At 72.4% G+C, this 16,908-nt stretch carries 17 protein-coding genes; 8 read left to right on the top strand and 9 right to left on the bottom strand.

Translation table 11 applies throughout. The features are described from left to right. The first annotated feature begins 6 nt into the window (after nucleotides 1–6). Nucleotides 7–1,239 carry an FAD-dependent oxidoreductase gene (locus tag ACIPWY_RS17510; protein ID WP_401533747.1) on the top strand — a complete coding sequence of 411 codons (1,233 nt, stop codon included), beginning with the start codon at nucleotides 7–9 and terminating at the stop codon, nucleotides 1,237–1,239. A gap of 45 nt (nucleotides 1,240–1,284) precedes the next feature. Here the strand turns inward: ACIPWY_RS17510 and ACIPWY_RS17505 are convergent, their stop codons facing one another. Beyond that, the gene (locus ACIPWY_RS17505; protein ID WP_401533745.1) at nucleotides 1,285–2,706 is read right to left on the bottom strand and encodes an NAD(P)/FAD-dependent oxidoreductase; all 1,422 of its coding nucleotides are present in this window, start codon (nucleotides 2,704–2,706) and stop codon (nucleotides 1,285–1,287) included. Between the two features lie 11 nt (nucleotides 2,707–2,717). Next, nucleotides 2,718–3,449: a rhomboid-like protein gene (locus ACIPWY_RS17500; RefSeq protein WP_362898174.1), complete on the bottom strand. Its 732-nt coding sequence runs from the start codon at nucleotides 3,447–3,449 to the stop codon at nucleotides 2,718–2,720. 26 nt (nucleotides 3,450–3,475) lie between these two features. Here ACIPWY_RS17500 and ACIPWY_RS17495 point away from each other — a divergent pair, with 26 nt between their 5' ends. Both ACIPWY_RS17495 and ACIPWY_RS17490 read left to right on the top strand, forming a co-directional pair. Continuing rightward, nucleotides 3,476–4,360, top strand: a complete 885-nt coding sequence (locus ACIPWY_RS17495) for an aminoglycoside phosphotransferase family protein (RefSeq protein WP_401533742.1) — start codon at nucleotides 3,476–3,478, stop codon at nucleotides 4,358–4,360. Between the two features lie 89 nt (nucleotides 4,361–4,449). Next, the gene (locus ACIPWY_RS17490) at nucleotides 4,450–4,923 is read left to right on the top strand and encodes a GNAT family N-acetyltransferase (RefSeq protein WP_362898170.1); all 474 of its coding nucleotides are present in this window, start codon (nucleotides 4,450–4,452) and stop codon (nucleotides 4,921–4,923) included. A gap of 51 nt (nucleotides 4,924–4,974) precedes the next feature. Here ACIPWY_RS17490 and ACIPWY_RS17485 read toward each other — a convergent pair whose 3' ends face one another. Both ACIPWY_RS17485 and ACIPWY_RS17480 read right to left on the bottom strand, forming a co-directional pair. Continuing rightward, entirely contained in the window at nucleotides 4,975–5,979 is a 1,005-nt protein-coding gene (locus tag ACIPWY_RS17485) for a zinc-binding dehydrogenase (RefSeq protein ID WP_362898168.1), read from the bottom strand. 88 nt (nucleotides 5,980–6,067) lie between these two features. Then, nucleotides 6,068–7,243 carry an FAD-dependent oxidoreductase gene (locus ACIPWY_RS17480; RefSeq protein WP_393701334.1) on the bottom strand — a complete coding sequence of 392 codons (1,176 nt, stop codon included), beginning with the start codon at nucleotides 7,241–7,243 and terminating at the stop codon, nucleotides 6,068–6,070. 119 nt (nucleotides 7,244–7,362) lie between these two features. Here ACIPWY_RS17480 and ACIPWY_RS17475 point away from each other — a divergent pair, with 119 nt between their 5' ends. Further along, nucleotides 7,363–8,061: a pentapeptide repeat-containing protein gene (locus ACIPWY_RS17475; RefSeq protein ID WP_362898164.1), complete on the top strand. Its 699-nt coding sequence runs from the start codon at nucleotides 7,363–7,365 to the stop codon at nucleotides 8,059–8,061. A 25-nt stretch (nucleotides 8,062–8,086) separates the two neighbouring features. On the opposite strand, the gene ACIPWY_RS17470 is transcribed toward ACIPWY_RS17475, so the two are convergent. From ACIPWY_RS17470 to ACIPWY_RS17460, 3 genes are all read right to left on the bottom strand, one after another. Continuing rightward, nucleotides 8,087–8,596, bottom strand: a complete 510-nt coding sequence (locus tag ACIPWY_RS17470) for a hypothetical protein (protein WP_362898162.1) — start codon at nucleotides 8,594–8,596, stop codon at nucleotides 8,087–8,089. A gap of 131 nt (nucleotides 8,597–8,727) precedes the next feature. Then, nucleotides 8,728–9,369 (bottom strand): response regulator transcription factor, encoded by a 642-nt coding sequence (locus ACIPWY_RS17465; protein ID WP_362898160.1) that lies wholly within the window; start codon nucleotides 9,367–9,369, stop codon nucleotides 8,728–8,730. Next, complete coding sequence (locus ACIPWY_RS17460) at nucleotides 9,366–10,523, bottom strand: sensor histidine kinase (RefSeq protein WP_401533852.1); 1,158 nt, start codon at nucleotides 10,521–10,523, stop codon at nucleotides 9,366–9,368. Before ACIPWY_RS17460 ends, ACIPWY_RS17465 begins: the two co-directional genes overlap by 4 nt. A 306-nt stretch (nucleotides 10,524–10,829) precedes the next feature. Between ACIPWY_RS17460 and ACIPWY_RS17455 the strand changes: the two genes are divergently transcribed. Together ACIPWY_RS17455 and ACIPWY_RS17450 are read left to right on the top strand one after the other, a co-directional pair. Beyond that, entirely contained in the window at nucleotides 10,830–11,384 is a 555-nt protein-coding gene (locus ACIPWY_RS17455; protein WP_100595696.1) for a heme-binding protein, read from the top strand. A 102-nt stretch (nucleotides 11,385–11,486) separates the two neighbouring features. Next, a complete protein-coding gene (locus tag ACIPWY_RS17450; protein WP_401533738.1) occupies nucleotides 11,487–12,872 on the top strand; it encodes a M1 family metallopeptidase in 1,386 nt (461 codons plus the stop codon). A gap of 85 nt (nucleotides 12,873–12,957) precedes the next feature. Here the strand turns inward: ACIPWY_RS17450 and ACIPWY_RS17445 are convergent, their stop codons facing one another. Beyond that, nucleotides 12,958–13,533 carry a TerD family protein gene (locus ACIPWY_RS17445; RefSeq protein ID WP_100595698.1) on the bottom strand — a complete coding sequence of 192 codons (576 nt, stop codon included), beginning with the start codon at nucleotides 13,531–13,533 and terminating at the stop codon, nucleotides 12,958–12,960. Between the two features lie 203 nt (nucleotides 13,534–13,736). Between ACIPWY_RS17445 and arfB the strand changes: the two genes are divergently transcribed. Further along, nucleotides 13,737–14,174 carry an alternative ribosome rescue aminoacyl-tRNA hydrolase ArfB gene (arfB, locus tag ACIPWY_RS17440; protein WP_362898418.1) on the top strand — a complete coding sequence of 146 codons (438 nt, stop codon included), beginning with the start codon at nucleotides 13,737–13,739 and terminating at the stop codon, nucleotides 14,172–14,174. A gap of 44 nt (nucleotides 14,175–14,218) precedes the next feature. Here arfB and ACIPWY_RS17435 read toward each other — a convergent pair whose 3' ends face one another. Beyond that, the gene (locus tag ACIPWY_RS17435; RefSeq protein WP_393701633.1) at nucleotides 14,219–14,710 is read right to left on the bottom strand and encodes a flavin reductase family protein; all 492 of its coding nucleotides are present in this window, start codon (nucleotides 14,708–14,710) and stop codon (nucleotides 14,219–14,221) included. A gap of 480 nt (nucleotides 14,711–15,190) precedes the next feature. Here ACIPWY_RS17435 and cdgB point away from each other — a divergent pair, with 480 nt between their 5' ends. Further along, nucleotides 15,191–16,900, top strand: a complete 1,710-nt coding sequence (gene cdgB / locus ACIPWY_RS17430) for a diguanylate cyclase CdgB (RefSeq protein ID WP_362898156.1) — start codon at nucleotides 15,191–15,193, stop codon at nucleotides 16,898–16,900. The last annotated feature ends 8 nt before the right edge of the window (nucleotides 16,901–16,908 follow it).

Genomic DNA, 16,908 nt, shown 5'->3' with positions numbered 1-16,908 from the left:
GATGCGATGGAGCGGACCACGTGCTGTGTGGTCGGCGGCGGCCCCGCCGGAATGATCCTCGGCCTGCTGCTGGCCCGGGCCGGCGTCGAGGTCACGGTCCTGGAGAAGCACGGCGACTTCCTGCGCGACTTCCGCGGCGACACCGTGCATCCGTCCACCCTGGCACTGCTGGACGACCTGGGCCTGGCCGAGCGGTTCGCCCGGCTGCCGCAGCGGCGGGTGACGGCGGTCCAGCTGCCGTTCGGCCCGGGCCGTTCGCTGGTCACCGTCGGAGACATCGGCGCGCTGCGGGGCACGTACAACTACATCGCGATGGTGCCGCAGTGGGACTTCCTCGGCCTCCTGGCGGACGAGGCCCGGCGGGAGCCGTCCTTCTCCCTGCGGATGAGTACCGAGGCGACGTCCTACCTGGTGGAGCGCGGGAGGGTCGCAGGCGTGCGGTACCGCACGTCCGAGGGCCGTACCGGTGAGCTGCGGGCCACTTTGACGGTGGCCTGCGACGGCCGCGGCTCGCTCGCCCGGTCGCTGCCCGAACTGGGACTGCGCAGCTTCGCCTGCCCGATGGACGCCTGGTGGTTCCGGCTGCCGCGGCGCGAGGGCGACCCGCACGGGCTCGTGGGAGCCGCCGGCGACCGGTTCATCGCGCCCATGATCGACCGCGGAGACTACTGGCAGTGCGGCGCGCTGATCCCCAAGGGAACCGACGCCGAGCGCCGTGCCGCCGGTCTCGAACGGTTCATGGCCGATTTCACGGCCGCCGTCCCGTGGCTCGCCGACCGGGTGCACACGCTGCGGTCGTGGGACGAGGTGAAGCTGCTCGACGTACGGCTCGACCGGCTCAGGCGCTGGCACCGCCCGGGGCTGCTGTGCATCGGCGACGCGGCGCACGCGATGTCGCCGGTCTTCGGCATCGGCATCAACCTCGCCGTCGAAGACGCCGTGGCCGCCGCCCGGTATCTCGTCGAGCCGCTGCTCGGGGGCGCGGTCGGCCTGCGGGACGTACGCGCCGTGCAGCGCCGCCGCTGGCCGACCGCGGCCGCGACGCAGGCGCTGCAGCGGATCGCCCATGCGCGGGTCATCGGACCGCTGCTGGCGGGACGTCCGCCCTTCGGCGACGCCAGGCGGGCGGAGCGGGTGACCGAGCTGCTCGCCACCTCGCGGTGGCTGAACCGGGTACCGGCGTACTTTCTCGCCTACGGCGCCGTGCGCGAACGCCCGCCGGCCGCGTCGATGCGGTGAGCGCACCTGCGCGGCTCGGCGGACTTCGCCGTGCGCGTGGTGGGGTCAGCCGCGCCCGGCCACCTTGTCCGCGGCGCGGGCCAGACGGGAGGAGTCCGTCGTGTGGGTGGTGAGTTCGCGGTGGTCGGCGGCGTTGTAGGTGGCGTACATGCCGTGGACGCCCAGCCAGCGGAAGGGCTCCGGTTCCCACTTGCGGACCTTGTGGTTGACCCACGGGAGGGTCGTGAGGTCGGTGGGGCCGGACTGGCCGGAGTCCTGCTGGACCAGGTCGCGCAGGGTGCGGGCGGCGAGGTTGGTGGTGGCGACGCCCGAGCCGACGTAGCCGCCCGCCCAGCCGAGGCCCGTCGCGCGGTCCAGGGTGACCGTGGCGCACCAGTCGCGCGGGACGCCGAGCACGCCGGACCAGGCGTGGGTCACGGCGACGCCGGCGAGCTGGGGGAAGAAGCGGGTCAGGAGCGCGGTGAGGGACTCGATGGTGGCGGGCTGGGTGCGGCCGTCGTTGTCGGTCTTCGAGCCGTAGCGGTACGGGACGCCCCGGCCGCCGAGCGCGATGCGGCCGTCGGCGGTGCGCTGCGCGTACATGTAGGCGTGCGCCATGTCGCCGAGGGTCTCGCGGCCCTCCCAGCCGATGGACTGCCACTGGGCGTCGGTCAGCGGCTCCGTGGCGATCATGGAGGAGTTCATGGGGAGCCAGGTGCGGCGCTGGCCCTTGAGGGAGGCGGTGAAGCCCTCGGTGCAGCGCAGGATGTAGGGCGCGCGGACGGTGCCGTACGGGGTGACGGCGTGCTTCGGCTTGATCTCCGTGACGGGCGTCGACTCGTGGATCGTGACGCCGAGGGCCTCGACGGCCGCGGCCAGGCCCTTGAGGAGCTTGACGGGGTGCAGGCGGGCGCCGTGCGGGGTCCAGGTCGAGCCGACGGCCCCGAAGACGCGGACGCGCTCGGCGGTCTCGCGGGCGCCGTGCAGCGTGCGGTCCTTCTCGCCGTACGCGAGCTCCGCCGCGTGGAAGGCCTTGAGGCGGGCCAACTGGGCGGGTGTGTAGGCGATTTCGAGTACGCCGCCCTGGTGGATGTCGGCGTCGATCTCCTCTTCGGCGGCCGCGCGGATCACCTCGGAGACCGTGTCGTTCATGGCTTCCTGGAGGCGGACGGCCGCGTCGTGGCCGTGCAGCTTCGCGTAGCGGTCGCGGCCCGCGATGCCGTTGTAGAGCCAGCCGCCGTTGCGCCCGGACGCGCCGTAGCCGCAGAACTTCTGCTCCAGGACGGTGATGCGGAGGAAGGGCGCGGCCTTCTTCAGGTAGTAGGCGGTCCACAGGCCCGTGTAGCCGCCGCCGACGATGACGACGTCGGCGGACGCGTCCCCCGGCAGGGGTTCGCGGGCGGTGGGGATGCCGTCGTCCGCGTACCAGAACGATATGCCGCCGTTGACGGTGGCCTGGGTGCCGTGGGTGCCGTTCTTGCTGCTCATGGCCCCGGACGTTAGCGCTCCGCAGGGGGGTTCGGGCAGGGGGGACGGCCTTCTTCCTGGGTTCGGGGGTGGTCGGTCCGCCTCGCCGGCCGGTTCCGCCGCCGCAGGAGCGCCAGCGGGTTCCAGGGCGCACCCCGGTCGCGTACGAGGGGATGGCAGGCCAGGCCGATGAGGACCGAGACGAAGTGCCCCAGGTCGGTGAAGGTGCGGCCGGTGACGAGCGGGCCGCCGTAGACGACGAGGACGACGGCCAGATAGACGTAGCGCCAGGGCGGTACGAGCCGGTACGTGAGGACGCCGACGACGCCCGCGAGCGCGTAACTCACCCCCACGTCAAGGGAGTTGACCGACGAAGGGGGCGCGTGGCCCTCGCGGATCGCCCACAGCAGGAAGCCCTGGCTGATCACGGTCGCGAGGACGTGCGCCGCCGCCACGACCACGAGCCAGCGCCAGGTGTCCAGCCAGCGCTCGGCCGGCGCGTGGAACACCGTGTAGAGGACGGCGTACGGCCACCAGCTGCTGCCGTCGATCCAGAACAGGGAGGCGACGAAGACACGGACCGGGTTCGTCGACAGCTCCTGCAGGTTCGTGGAGCGCTGCCGCAGGAACTCGTGCTCGAAGTGCGGGTCCATGTGGTGCATCGCGACCGTGGTGAGGAACAGGGCGGCGAGCCAGAGGTAGGTGCCGGGGGCGTGCCGTACGTACGACCACACGGCGTGGGGAAATCGACGCATGGACTGCATTCAGGCATGCACGTAGGGTCGTTCGGGTGATCGACATTCCGGACGGCCTGGTCGAGTCCCAGTACACCTACGCGGGTGAGGCCGGACGCGCGTTCATCGCGGGGCTCCCCGCGCGCGTGGAGGAGTTCGTCGAACGCTGGGATCTGCGCGTCGACGGGCCCGTGATGCACGGCATGGCGGCCCTGGTCCTGCCCGTGGTGGTGCGGGGTGACGGGACGCCCGCCGCGGTCAAGTTCCAGATCCTCGACGAGGAGACGGAGGGCGAGCCGGTCGCGCTGCGGGTCTGGGACGGTGACGGCGCCGTCCGGCTCCTCGATCACGACGAACCCACCGGCACGATGCTCCTCGAACGGCTCGACTCCGGGCGGATGCTGGACTCCGTCGAGGACTCCCGCAAGGCCGTCCTCGTCATCGCCGGACTCCTGGCCCGGCTCACCTCCGGGCCCGCCCCCCAGGGGATGCGGCGGCTGGCCGACATCGCGGGGGACATGCTCGCCCAGGTGCCCTCGGCGCTCGTGGCCGTGGCCGACCCGGCCGACCGCGCGCTGCTCGCGGACTGCGCGGCGGCGGTGCGCGAGGTCGCGGGCGAGGCGGGCGACCGGCTGCTGCACTGGGACCTGCACTTCGAGAACGTGCTGGCCGCCTCGCGCGAGCCATGGCTCGCCATCGACCCCAAGCCGCTCGCGGGCGATCCGGGCTTCGACCTGAAGCCCGCCATCGACAACCGCTTCGACGCGGACGAGGTGGTGTGGCGGTTCGACGCGATGAGCGGGGTCCTCGGGCTGGACCGGGAGCGGGCGCGCGCCTGGACGCTGGGGCGGGTGCTTCAGGACTCCCTGTGGGAGATCGAGGACGGGCGGCCGCTGGCGCCGGACCATCTGGAGACGGCGCGCAGGCTGCTGGGGCGGTGAGCCGGCTCGGGTGGTGGTCTGCTCGGGCGGTGGTCGCTGGTCGGCCGACCGGTGCGGGCCGCCCCGCGGTGACTCGTTAGCCTGCCGTCATGATTCGTACCGCCACGCCCGCCGATGTCCCCGTCATCCACGCCATGGTCCGTGAACTCGCCGACTACGAGAAGGCGCTGCACGAGGCGCGGGCCACCGAGGAGCAGCTGCGTGAGGCGCTGTTCGGGGAGCGGCCCGCCGCGTTCGCCCACATCGCCGAGGACGACGCGACGGGCGAGCCCGTCGGCTTCTGTCTCTGGTTCCTGAACTTCTCCACGTGGCGCGGTGTGCACGGCATCTATCTGGAGGACCTGTACGTGCGGCCCGAGGCGCGCGGCGGCGGCCACGGCAAGGCGCTGCTGACCGAGCTGGCGCGGATCTGTGTCGAGCGTGGGTACGAGCGCCTGGAGTGGTCGGTCCTCAACTGGAACGAGCCGTCGATCAACTTCTACCGGGCGCTCGGCGCGGCGCCGCAGGACGAGTGGTCGGTGTACCGGCTGACGGACGGGGCGCTGGCGCGGCTGGGGTCGTAGCGCGCCCGCGGACCCGCGCCCGCGGCGCCGGACACCGACCCGGGCCGCGGGTCACGGGATCAGGACCACCTTGCCGATCGTGCCGCGGTTCTCCAGGGCGAGGTGGGCCGCCGCCGCCTCGGCGAGCGGGAAGCGGGTCACCGCGGGCCTCAGGCGGCCGGCCTCGGCCTCCTTCAGGGCGGCGAGTTCCAGCGTGCGGATCGGGTTGTCGCCACCCGCGCGCTGCATCATCGGCGGCCCGAGGACCTGCTCCTGGGTGATGCCGCGCCGGGTGAGTTCGTCCTCGGAGAAGGTGAGGGGCTCGCCGTCGTGCAGGCCCTTGCCGGACCAGCCGAAGACGACGTGGACGCCGCCGGGGCCGAGCAGGCCGACGGCGGCCAGGCCCGCGTTGCCGCCCACCCCGTCGAAGACGACGGTCGCCGTGCGGCCGCCGAGGAACCGGCGGACCTGCTCGGGCCAGTCCGGGGCGGTGTAGTCGACGGCCAGGTCGGCGCCGTTCGCGCGCACGCGGGCCACCTTCTCGGGGCCGCCCGCGAGGCCGACGACCGTGGCGCCAGCGTTCTTCGCGTACTGGACGAGAAGGGTGCCGATGCCGCCGGCCGCGGCCGGGATCACGGCCACCGACGCGGGGCCGAGCGGCGCGAACTGGAGGATCCCCATCGCCGTACGGCCCGTGCCGATCAGGGCGACGGCCTCGGCGAAGTCCAGGTCCGGCGGGAGTTCGTGCAGGCGGGCCGCGTCGACGACGGCGAGTTCGGCGTAGCCTCCCGGGGCGAATCCGAGGTGGCCGACGACGCGCTTGCCGAGCCAGGACGCGTCGGTGCCCTCGCCGAGCGACTCGACGGTGCCGGCGACCTCACGGCCGGGAATGGTGGGCAGCGCCGGCGGCTCGGGAGCGGGGCCCTTCATGCCCTCGCGCAGGGCGGTGTCCAGGAGGTGCACGCCGGCCGCGGCCACCGCGATCCGGACCTGGCCGGGGCCGGGCTCGGGGTCGTCGGTCTTCTCGTGGACCAGGTTCTCGGCGGGGCCGAAGGCGTGCAGTCGGACGGCGTGCATGGTGGACTCCCTTGGGCGTACGGGCTCTTGCTGGGCCAGGTGTGCACCACCTTCCAACCTCAAGCTCACTTGAGGTCAAGCGTGAGGATCAGGCCGCGCGGAGACCCGGGCGGGACGCGATGAGCGCGAGCGTGGCCGCCTCGATGGCGCTGTTGAACGACACCTCGGAGAGCACCCCGGGCGCCGCGACCTGGTCACCCACCACGTACACGCCGTCCCCGCGGTCGATCGCGGGCCGGTCCCGCCAGGTCGTCCCGGGCCGGTCCACCGCGCCCGTACGCCCGTTGGCGAGCGCGTCCCTGCGCCACGTCACGCGGTCGCGCCAGCCGGGGAACCCCAGGTCGAGAAGGCGCTCGGCGCGCGCTGTGCCGTCGGCCTTCGACTCGTGCGGCGCCACGGGGATGTGGCCCTGGACCAGCTGCTGCCCGTGCGGCGCCAGGCTCCGGTCCTGGGCCGTGAACCGCTCGAGCCAGGCCGGGAAGTCGAGCCCGGACAGGGCGAAGGCGTCGCCGCGGCGGGTGCGCACGGCCAGGTCGATCAGCGCCGTACGGCCGCTGTCCCACGTCAGCGACGAGTCCCCGAGGAGACGGCGCGCAGAGTCGAGAGACGTCGCCACGATCACCGGGCCGCCGCCCGTGGGGAGGGTGTCGACGCGGGACAGCGTCTCCACGCGCACGCCCAGATTCCAGGCGCGGGCCGCCATCCGGTCGATCACACAGGCCCAGCCGCCACGCGGATAGTGCGCCTCCGGCGGCACCTTCGCGGTGCGGCGCAGGCGCTCCTGGACGAAGGCGGCGGACAGGGAGCCCGGGTCGTGGTGGAAGAGCGCCACGGACGTGAAGTGGGCAGCCGCTCGGGCCCCCTCCTCACCGACGTGCCGCGTCGCCCACGTCATGAAGTCCAGGTCCACGGGCGCGTGTTCGGACCGGTGGCGAAGCAGGCGCAGGAGAGCCAGGGGCGGGGTGCGGCGCAGGGCTCCGCGGTGGTGGAAGCGCAGGCGGGAGCCCTCGACGGGCGGGACCGGCGCGAGCGGGCCGAGCAGGTCGCGCTGTTTGAGCCAGGTCCAGTGCGGTCCGCCGCTGTAGAGGGCGTGCGGTCCTTCGTGCGTGCGGTACGGGCCTTCGGCGGTGCGGGCGCGGCCACCGAGGGTGTGGTGCGACTCGTGGACGGTGACGCGCGCTCCGGCCTCGGCGGCGGTGACCGCCGCGGTGAGGCCGGCGAATCCGCCGCCGATGACGGTGAGGTCGGGGGTGGTCCTTGCCATGCCGTCTCTCCCCTTCGGGTTGCCTTTGCCCGTACGACGGCTGCGAGTGGCGGAATGTGACATGGGCGGGGGAGATGCGGCGGTCACCGATTGTCAGTGGGGGCGGGCAGCATGGGGGCATGGTGGAGAAACGAGTGGCGAGGCCGGCGAAGTCGTCGTCGGCGAGGCCGGCGGTGAAGAAGGCGCGGCGGCCCGAGGTGCGGCTGCCCCCGCTGGCGCCCTGGACCGGCGGCGAGCTGGAGCCGGACGGGGACTACGACGGGGTGGAGTTCACCGCGGCCGACTTCACCGGGCAGGACGGCGGAGGCGCCCGCTTCATGGACTGCGCGCTCGAAGGGTGCGGACTCGACGAGACACGGCTGACGCGGGCCCGGATCCTCGATTCCACGCTGACGGGGATACGGGGCGTGGGCACGGACCTCGCGGAGGCGACGCTGCGGGACGTCGAGGTGGCGGACGCCCGGCTCGGCGGGGTCCAGCTGCACGGGAGCGTGCTGGAGCGGGTCGTGGTGCGCGGCGGGAAGATCGAGTACCTGAATCTGCGCAAGGCACGCCTGAAGGACGTCGTCTTCGACGGGTGCGTGCTGGTGGAGCCGGACTTCGGGGGCGCGCGGCTCGACCGGGTCGAGTTCCCGGGCTGCGTCGTGCGGGGCGCGGACTTCACGGGCGCTGTGCTGGCTGACGTGGATCTGCGGGGCGTGGCCGAGCTGGGGATCGCGCGGGGGGTGGACCGGCTGGCCGGGTCCGTGATCAGCCCGGCCCAGCTCTTCGACCTGGCACCCGCGTTCGCGGCGCAGATCGGGGTGCGGGTGGAGTAGCGGGGCCGGCGTCGGCTGGGGGGGGCTAGCGCTCGTCCGGGATACGGGGGAAGCGGGCCTGGAGGTCCCAGATCGCCGGGTTCTCCGCCAGGTCGTCGTGCATGTCCGTGAGGTCGGCGATCAGGTCGTGCAGGAAGTCGCGGGCCTCGCGGCGCAGTTCGGTGTGGGAGAACGTCAGGGGCGGCTCGTCGGCCTCCATCCAGTCGGCCTCGATGTCGACCCACCCGAAGCGGCGCTCGAAGAGCATCCGGTCCGTCGACTCGGTGAAGTCGAGCTCGGCGTACTGCGGCCTGGAGGCGCGGCTGCCCCGCGGGTCACGGTCCAGCTGCTCGACGATGTCGCACAGCGCCCACGCGAAGTCCAGCACCGGAACCCATCCCCAGGCTGTGGACACCTCCCGGTCGGCCTTGGTGTCGGCGAGGTAGACGTCGCCGCAGAAGAGGTCGTGGCGCAGCGTGCGGACGTCCGCACGGCGGTAGTCCAGCTGGATCGGGTCAGGGAAGCGGCGGGAGAGGGCGTAGCCGATGTCGAGCACGTAAGTGATGGTGTCACGGGTGCGAGGGGGCGCCGGTCACGGGCGGGAGGGGGTGCCGGGTGCGCCCGGCAGGTCACCGCTGCCGTCACGTCGTTGCGTCGATCACGGTCGCCCCGGTGTCCGGCACTCGCTCAGCCCAGCAGCCGCTGTTCCTTCGCCACCGCCACCGCGCCCGCCCTCGTGTCCACGCCGAGCTTGTCGTAGATCCGGCCCAGGTGGGTCTTCACCGTGGCCTCGCTGATGAACAGGGCGCGGGCGATGTCCCGGTTGCCGAGGCCCTGGGCGAGCTGGGCGAGGATGTCGCGCTCGCGGTCCGTGAGGGACGGGCGCGGGCTGCGCATGCGGGCCATGACGCGGCTCGCGACCGGCGGGGACAGCGTCGTACGGCCCTCGGCGGCGGCCTGGATCGCGGCGAACAGCTCCTCGGGGCGCTCCGCCTTGAGGAGGTAGCCCGTGGCGCCCGCCTCGATGGCCCGGGTGATGTCCGCGTCCGTGTCGTACGTGGTCAGCACCAGGACGTGCGGGTGCGGGCCCGCCTCGGGCGGTGCGGTCGTGATGCGGCGCGTCGCCTCCACGCCGTCGATGCCCTCGCCGAGCTGGAGGTCCATCAGAACGACGTCCGGCGTCAGCTTCGCGGCGAGCGCCACCGCCTCGTCGCCCGTGCCCGCCTCACCGACCACCTCGATGCCGGGTGCGCTGCCGAGGAGGGCGAGCAGTCCCGCGCGCACCACCACGTGGTCGTCGCACACGAGCAGTCGTACGGGGTCACTCATGAGGCCTCCAGCGGAATCGCCACCGACAGCACCGTGCCCTCGCCCGGCGCCGACTCGATCGTCAGGGTGCCACCCAGCTGCCGCGTGCGCGCCCGGATCGCCGGGAGGCCGTGCCCGCGCACGCCGCCCTCCCGCGGGGGTTCGGGTGTGAAGCCGCGGCCGTTGTCCGCGATGTCGAGGACGACCTGGTCGCCGAGGTGCGTCAGCGTGATCGCGGCGGTCGTCGCGTCCGCGTGCTCCCGTACGTTCGCCAGGGCGCCCTGGGCGATCCGCAGGAGCGCGGACTCGACCCGGTCGGGCAGCGGGGCCGGGGCGCCCTCCGCGTGGAAGCGGACCGCGAGCCCCGCCTCCGACTCCCGCGCCGCCAGCGTCCGCAGCGCCTCGTCCAGACCGCCGCCCGCGAGGTCCGCCGGCGCCAGGTCGTGCACGAACCGGCGCGCTTCCACGAGGCCCCGCTCGGTCACCGACTCCGCTGTCCGCACATGGGCGCGAGCCCGCTCGGGGTCGGCGTCCCACAGCCGGTCCGCGGCCTGGAGCAGCATCTGCTGGCTGGAGAGGGACTGGGCGAGCGTGTCGTGGATCTCCATCGACAGGCGCTGCCGTTCGGCGAGCGTGCCCTCGCGGCGCTCCGTCGCGGCGAGTTCCCTGCGGGTGCGCCGGAGGTCGTCGATCAGGGCGCGCTGGCGTTCGGCCTGGCGCTCCATGTGGACGAAGACGGCGGTCGCCACGGCCGCGACGGCCGGCGGCGCGAGCAGCAGGTTCGGGTCGAAGTTCCCCGCGAGGCGCAGCTGCGCCCCGACGACGAACACCGTGAGTACGGCGATCAGGACGAGCGCGGCGCGGGCGGGCAGGGTGCGCAGGCCCGTGTAGAAGAGCGGGACCGCGCACCAGGCGAAGCTCGGCGCGAGGACGACGAGGACCATCCACACGGCGACGACCAGGGCCAGCCAGGTGAGGCGGCGCGGGGTGGGGCGCGCGCCGAGGCCCGTACGGGAACCCGCACCGAGGCCCGGGCCGAGCGCGGGGCCGAGCACGTACAGCGCGGCCAGGACGACGGACAGCGCGATGATCCAGGGGGTGCGGGCCTCGCCGGGGTGGCGCAGCAGGAAGCGGGCGAGGGCGCCGCCGAGCAGCAGGAAGAACGCGGTGTGCATCACCGCGGCCAGCCAGCGGGCGTCCGGATCCCGCGTCTCGTGCCCCACGCCATACCCCTCTCCGCTTCCGCTGTGCCGTCACCGCACCGCTCTCGCGCCGCTGAACTGGTCAAACACCCCCATTGTGGCCCCCTCGGGCGGTACGCGGGTCAGCCGATCGGCTGACCCGGACGTCAGCCGAGCCGCGCGCCGGTCACAGCCGGTACGTCGACGGTGCGGCCCGGTTTCCGGCTGGAGGATCGATACCAGAGCGACTCACCGGCCGCCTCTGACCGATGACCCGACCGCCTACAAGGAGCACCCGTCATGAAGAAGATCTCGAAGCGCGCCCGTGTCCTGACCGGTGGCGCCGTCCTCGCCGGCGTCCTCGCCGGTACCTTCGGCGCGGTCTCGGCCAGCGCCGACGCCCCGGCCGCGGCCCCCGCCGCCGTGACCGCGGACGCCCCGGCCAAGAACCTCACGCAGTCCACGCACCTGACCACGGCCGCCGCCACGAAGGCCGCGCAGGCCGCCCTCGACGCCGCGAAGAAGGAGAACCAGCGCGTCTCCGTCGCCGTCGTCGACCGCAACGGCAACACGATCGTCACCCTCCGCGGCGACGGCGCCGGCCCGCAGTCGTACGAGTCCGCCGTGAAGAAGGCGTACACCGCGGTGTCCTGGAACGCGCCGACGTCCGAGCTCGCCAAGCGCCTGGAGCAGGCCCCGAACCTGAAGGACATCCCCGGCACCCTGTTCCTCGCGGGCGGCGCGCCCGTCGCGGCGAAGGGCGCCCCGGTCGCGGGCATCGGCGTCGCGGGTGCGCCGTCGGGCGACCTGGACGAGAAGTTCGCGCAGGCCGGCGTCGCCGCGCTGAACCGCTAGTACCGCCGGTTACTGCCAGTACCGCCAGTACCGCCGTGACCACCCGTGGAGGCGCCCGCCGCCGGCAGGCGCCTCCACGGTGTTCGCCCCTACGATCGCTCTGTGCCCCGTAGCCCACGGATTGCCCCTGTCGCCCTCGGCCTCGCCCTCGCCGTCGGTGCGTGTTCCGCCGCCGTCGGTGTGAACGGCACGCCGGGCGCCGCGGGCGTGCACGACCCGTACTTCCACAAGCTGGGCAACGGCGGCTACGACGCCACGCACTACACCCTCACCCTCGATGTCGACGGGCACCGGCTGACGGGCACCGCCGACATCACGGCGAAGGCCACCCAGGACCTCAGCGCGTTCAATCTCGATCTCAAGGGCCTGACGGTCGACGGCGTCACCGTCGACGGGCAGAAGGCCCGGTTCGAGCGGGCCGGGCACGAGCTGACGATCCGTCCGCACGAGGAGCTGCGGAAGGGCTCCACGTTCCGCACGGTTGTGCGGTACTCGGGCAGGCCCGTGACCATCACCGACCCGGACGGCTCCGAGGAGGGCTGGCTCCCCACGAAGGACGGGGCCCTCGCGCTCGGCGAACCGACCGGGTCCATGGCCTGGTACCCCGGGAACAACCACCCCTCCGACAAGGCCTCGTACGACATCCACGTCACCGTCCCCAAGGGCGTGAAGGCCGTGTCCAACGGGGAGTTGACGAAGGAGCGGACGGCAGGCGGCCGGACGACGTTCGACTGGCATGTCCCGCAGCCCATGGCGAGCTATCTGGCGATGCTGGCGATCGGGAAGTTCGAGACCAAGGCCTACAAGACGCCCGGCGGGCTGCCCGTGTACACCGCCGTGGACCCGGTCGAGGCGGCCGCGAGCGCCAAGGTCCTGGCCAGGATCCCGGACGTCTTGGCGTGGGAGTCGAAGACCTTCGGCCCCTACCCCTTCTCGTCCACCGGCGCCGTCATCGACCAGAAGGGCGACGCCGGGTACGCCCTCGAAACCCAGAACCGGCCCGTCTTCCCCGGCACCCCGCCCCTGTCCACGCTCGTCCACGAGATGGCCCACGAGTGGTACGGCGACTCCGTCACGCCGGAGTCGTGGCGCGACATGTGGCTCAACGAGGGCTTCGCGACCTACGCCGAATGGCTCTGGTCGGAGCAGCACGGCGGCGACAGCGCGCAGAAGACGTTCGACCGCTACTACGCGAAGGACGGCGCCAACGCGATCTGGGCCTTTCCGCCCGCCGTTCCGCCGGGTGCCGCGCACATCTCGGCCCCGCCCGTCTACGAGCGCGGCGCGATGGTGCTGCACAAGATCCGCGAGACGGTCGGGGACGCCAAGTTCTTCGAGCTGCTCAAGAGCTGGCCCGTCGCGCACCGTTACGGCAACGCGGACACCTCCGACTTCACCGGGTACGTGGAGAAGCAGAACCCGGGCAAGGATCTGCAGCCGGTCTGGGACGACTGGCTGTACGGAAAGGGAAAGCCGGACCACCCGTAGCCCCGGATGGCCCGGCCGGACTCACCGGCGGGGTGCGCGCAGAGCGACACCGGGCCGGCGGGCCCCTTCAACTGCCGTGTGAACGTCAGACGTTCACGCCGAAGTCCTGCGCGATGCCGACGAGGCCCGACGCGTAACCCTGGCCGACCGCGCGGAACTTCCACTCCGCGCCGTTGCGGTACAGCTCGCCGAAGACCATGGCGGTCTCGGTGGCGGCGTCCTCGGAGAGGTCGTAGCGGGCGATCTCGGTGCCGCCGGCCTGGTTGACGATGCGGATGAACGCGTTGCGCACCTGGCCGAAGTTCTGCGAGCGGTTCTCCGCGTCGTAGATCGAGACCGGGAAGACGATCTTGTCGATGTCGGCCGGGAGCCCCGCCAGGTTGACGTTGATCTGCTCGTCGTCGCCCTCGCCCTGGCCCGTGACGTTGTCACCGGTGTGGACGATGGTCTGGTCCGGCGTCGCCTTGTTGTTGAAGAAGACGAAGTGGCCGTCCGAGTAGACCTTGCCCTGCGGGTTCACCGCGATCGCGGAGGCGTCGAGGTCGAAGTCGGTGCCGGTGGTGGTGCGGACGTCCCAGCCGAGGCCCACGGTGACGGCGGTCAGGCCCGGAGCCTCCTTGGTGAGCGAGACGTTGCCACCCTTGGACAGGCTTACAGCCATTGTTGGGAGTCCTTCCCTCGTGAGTGATGCGTGCGCTTCGTAGACGAAGCTACTCGTACCCCTATGAACGCCAAGGGGGGATCCAGGGTTCCAGGTGTCTTTACTTTCTTTACCCGCATTACCCGGGATGGGTGTGCCGCTCCGCCCAGGACGGGTGCGTCGCCGGGAAAAGGGGGTGACGCGGCGCGCGTCCAGGCGCGACCATAGAACCCATGTCCGGTCCTTATGTCATCCGCGGCTCGGTGGTCCTTCCGGAGGCCGAGCTTCTCTGGCGATTCTCGCGGTCGTCCGGGCCGGGCGGCCAGCATGTGAACACCAGCGACTCCCAGGTCGAGCTCCGCTTCGACCTCGCCAACACCGAGGCGCTGCCCGAGGTGTGGAAGGCGCGGGCCCTGGAGCGGCTCGCCTCCCGGCTCGTCGACGGTGTCATCTCCGTACGGTCCTCGGAGCACCGCTCCCAGTGGCGCAACCGCGAGACGGCCGCCGTACGCCTCGCGTCCCTCCTCGCGGAGGCCACCGCCCCGCCGCCCAAGCCGCGCCGCGCGACCCGCATCCCCCGGGGGATCAACGAGCGCCGCCTGCGCAACAAGAAGTCACGGTCGGAGACGAAGCGGGGCCGGTCGGGCCGCGGCTGGGACTGAGCGGCCCTGACGGAATGCGGGCTGTGGGGATGCAGGCCGCGGGGTCACCCCAACTGCCGGTACTTCCCCTTGAAATACGTCAGCGGGCCGCCCTCGGAGCTGGGCAGCGACGCCGTGAGCACCCGGCCGATCACCAGCGTGTGGTCCCCGGCCGGCACCCGCTGCTCCGTACGGCACTCCAGCGTGGCGAGCGCGCCGCCCATCAGGGGCGCGCCGGCCACCTCGCCGCGTACGTACGGGATGTCCTCGAAGAGCAGGCGGTCGCTGATGCGGCCCTTCATCGCGAAGCGGCCCGCGATGTGGCGCTGGCTCTCGGAGAGCACGGAGACCGCCCACAGGGGCTGCTCGTCGAGCAGGTCGTCCATGCGGGAGCCGTTGCGCAGGCTGACGAGGACGAGCGGCGGGTCGAGCGAGACCGACAGGAACGCCGTCGCCGTCATGCCGACGTCCTCGCCCAGGGGAGCCGACGGGTCGTCCGGGTCGAGCGGCACCTCGCGCGCGGTCACCAGGACCACGCCCGCGGCCAGTCGGGACATGGCGGCGCGGAACTCGTCGTTGCTCACCCCCTCAGCATGCCCGGCCACGGCGGGCACGGGGACGAAAGCGTCAGTGGGGGGTGTGGGGGTCGCGCGGGTGGTGGGGGAGAGCGGGGAATTCTTCAGCGGCGGGGGAGTCTTCAGCACGACTCGACGCTAGCTTCGGTGCCCTGCCCGCCACATCGGGCCTTGGGCCGAGGCAGGTCCTAGGACCTGTGGTGGATCTCGTCCGGATATAGAGGTGTTCGGGGGTGTTTTCCGTTCAGGAAGTGCAGGGGGCGTGCGCCGGAGCGCTCCTCAACCCTTCACCTCCTCCTGTGACTTGAGTCACAGGAGACATATTTTGTTGACCCTGTGTACCGGGTGGACAGCTCGCTGTGATTCAGTGGCGGAGACACTGCAACAAGAGCGTGCACACGCACGTGCGGAATCGGCGATCAGAATTCTGGAGTGCTGTCGAGGTCTCGGGGAGAGCTGAGCATGGAGACCGAGTCGGAGCCCTACGTCCGCCTTGCGACCCTGCGGCAGCTTCACCAGGTGATGGCGGACATGAACACCGCCCGCAGCCTGGCCGACACCCTGCAGACGGTCTCCGACGGAGTCGTGAACGGCCTCGGCTACGAGCTGGCCTGCGTCAATCTCGTACGCCCCGACGGTGACCTCGTCGTCGCCGCCTTCTCCGGCGACTCCTCCGCCGAAGCCCTCATCACCGGCCGGGTCGGCTCCCGCACCTCCTGGGAGCGCCGCCTGTCCATGGGCGAGGCCTGGGGCGACCTGCGGTTCATCCCGCACACCGAGGGCTGGGTCCTCGACGAGGACGACGTACCGCAGTGGTTCACCGACGGGCCGCCGCCCCGCTTCGAGGACGAGTGGCACCCCGCGGACCGCCTCTTCGCCCCGATGTACGCCACCGGCAGCTCCGGCGGCGAACTCCTCGGCGTGATCTCCGCCGACCGCCCGCGCAACGGCAGGCGCCCCGGCGCCTGGGGCCGCGAGGCCCTGCAGATGTACGCCTTCCAGGCCGCCATCGCCATCAGCAACGCACGGCTGCGCGCCAACATGCAGCGCGCCCTCGTCCGCCTCGAACGCGAGCAGCAGGCCCTGCGCGCCAGCGAGGAGTCCTTCCGCCAGGCCTTCGAGTACGCCCCCAGCGGCATGGCCATCGCCGAGATGGGCGGCGACCAGCACGGGCGGCTCCTGCGCACGAACGACGCGCTGTGCCGGCTGCTCAGCCGCCCGGCGTCCGCCATGCGCCGCTACTCGTTCTCCGACCTCGTCCACCCCGAGGACATCGGCACGCTGCTGCGCACCTCCGCCGAGGGCGGCCGGGCCGAGCTGCGCCTCGGGCGGCGTGACGGCACCTACGTCTGGGTGTCCCTGCGGAACTCGGTGGTGGCCGACGCCGCCGACGGGCCGCGCTTCCTGCTCACCCACGTCGAGGACATCGAGGAGCGCAAGCGCCGCGAGCTGCACCTCGCGCACCGTGCGTCCCACGACTCCCTCACCGGCCTGCCGAACTCGGCGGAGCTGCGCTCCCGCCTCTCGTCCCGCCTGTGCCGCCGCCCCCAGCTGCCCGAGCCGAGCGCCGTGGACTCCCTGGACGCGGCGTACGGGGACCGCTCCGGCGACTCGTACGACACGAACGGGCACGGCTTCGACTTCGGGGCCGCCGCAGCCGCCGCGGCCGGACAGCAGAACGGCGGGTCCGGGCCCTCCGGCGGGATCTACGACGACTATGGCTTCGATCACCACGTCCACATCGTCGCGCCCGAGGGTGAGACCGACGACGGGACGAAGGGCCTGGCGGTCCTCTTCTGCGACCTGGACGGCTTCAAGTCGATCAACGACCGGTTCGGGCACCACACCGGAGACGCCGTCCTGATCGAGGTCGCACGGCGTCTGACCAGCGGTGTCCGGGACGGGGACACCGTCGCGAGGCTCGGCGGCGACGAGTTCGTCGTGCTCGCCGACGGGCTCGGCCGGGCCGATGCACAGGACCTCGCCGTCCGCCTGCGGAACGCGATCATTCCGCCCATCCGGGTCGACGGAAGAGCGGTCCGGGTGGGCGCCAGTTTCGGCATCGGCTGGGCCCACTGCGGCATGACGGCCGACGAGGTGTTGAAATCCGCTGACCAGCGGATGTACATCGAGAAACGGTCTCGTGCCAAGCAGCACCGACGGGCCGGATGATCTCCTTC

Origin of the sequence: Streptomyces sp. NPDC090032 (assembly GCF_044748025.1) — a bacterium.
GTDB lineage: Bacteria > Actinomycetota > Actinomycetes > Streptomycetales > Streptomycetaceae > Streptomyces.
Note: the sequence above shows the minus strand (reverse complement) of the source record. Positions and strands in the feature narration are given on the sequence as shown.